The organism is Comamonas sp. B-9 (assembly GCF_000410635.1).
In the GTDB taxonomy this organism is placed as follows: domain Bacteria; phylum Pseudomonadota; class Gammaproteobacteria; order Burkholderiales; family Burkholderiaceae_C; genus Comamonas.
Genome location: NZ_KE148614.1, coordinates 31,325 through 32,303, shown reverse-complemented (window position 1 = coordinate 32,303; position 979 = coordinate 31,325). Strand labels below are relative to the sequence as shown.

The following is a 979-nucleotide window of genomic DNA, read 5'->3' as shown; positions in this document are numbered from 1 at the left end:
CCCAGCGCGCCCACGCGCAGCACGCCGGCGGCATGCACCAGCGCATCCACGGCGGGCAGGTCGGCAGCGCTGCGCGCAATGGCGGCGCCGTCCGTCAGATCGACCGGCACATGCGCATAGCTGCCATCCACGATGGTGGCCTGCGCCACATCAAGCCCCGTGACGCGCCAGCCCGCCGCCAGCAACGCCTGGGCAATGGCGCTGCCAATGCCGCTGCTCGCTCCGGTCACAACGACATGGCCCAGCTCAGTCTGCACGGATGCCTCCTTCGCTCACGATCTTTTGCGCACGTTCGATCTCGCTGCGCTGGAATTTCACAAAGTCCTCGGCACTGCCGGGCGTGGGCAGCAGGCCTTGCTCCTTGAGCTTGGGCGCCATATCGACCAGGGCCTTGTTCACCTCGGCGTTGAGGCGCTGCACCAGCGCGGGCGCGGTCTTGGCAGGCGCCCAGAGGCCATACCAGCTGTAGAACTCATAGCCGGGAATGGTCTCTGCCACGGTAGGCACATCAGGCAGGCTGGGCACGCGCTCGGCCGAGGTAACGGCCACCACGCGCAGCATGCCGCCCTTGTGGTACTGGAGGGATCCCAGGATGGGGTCGATAAAGCCGTCGATCTGCCCGCCAATCAAATCCTGGAACGCGGGCGCCGTGCCCTTGTACGGAACGATCAGGTAATCCAGCCCGCCCGCGCGCTTGAGCAGCTCGGTAGACAGATGCCCGGCCGAGCCCAGCGACCCCACGGCAAAGGTCATCTTGCCGGGGTGGGCCTTGCCGTAGGCGATGAGCGACTTGATATCGGTCACCGGCAGGTTCTTGTTGATGGCCACCGACAGCGGGGCCTTGGCCACCAGCGCAATCGGCACAAAATCCTGCGTGACGTTGTAGGGCACGGACTTGAGCGTCAGCGGCGCTGTGACATGCGTGGAGGCACTGAACAGCAAGGTATAGCCATCGGCAGGCGCGCGGGCCACCGTCTCA

The 979-nt window shown here is 66.1% G+C and carries 2 protein-coding genes; both read right to left on the bottom strand.

All coding sequences use genetic code 11. The annotated features are described in order from the left end of the window. On the bottom strand, positions 1–257 hold a 257-nt coding region (locus tag H928_RS0116585; protein ID WP_021027511.1), incomplete at its 3' end, for an SDR family NAD(P)-dependent oxidoreductase. After that, positions 247–979, bottom strand: a 733-nt coding sequence (locus H928_RS28355; RefSeq protein ID WP_239644991.1) for a tripartite tricarboxylate transporter substrate binding protein, incomplete at its 5' end; no start/stop codon positions are given. The genes H928_RS28355 and H928_RS0116585, both read right to left, overlap by 11 nt.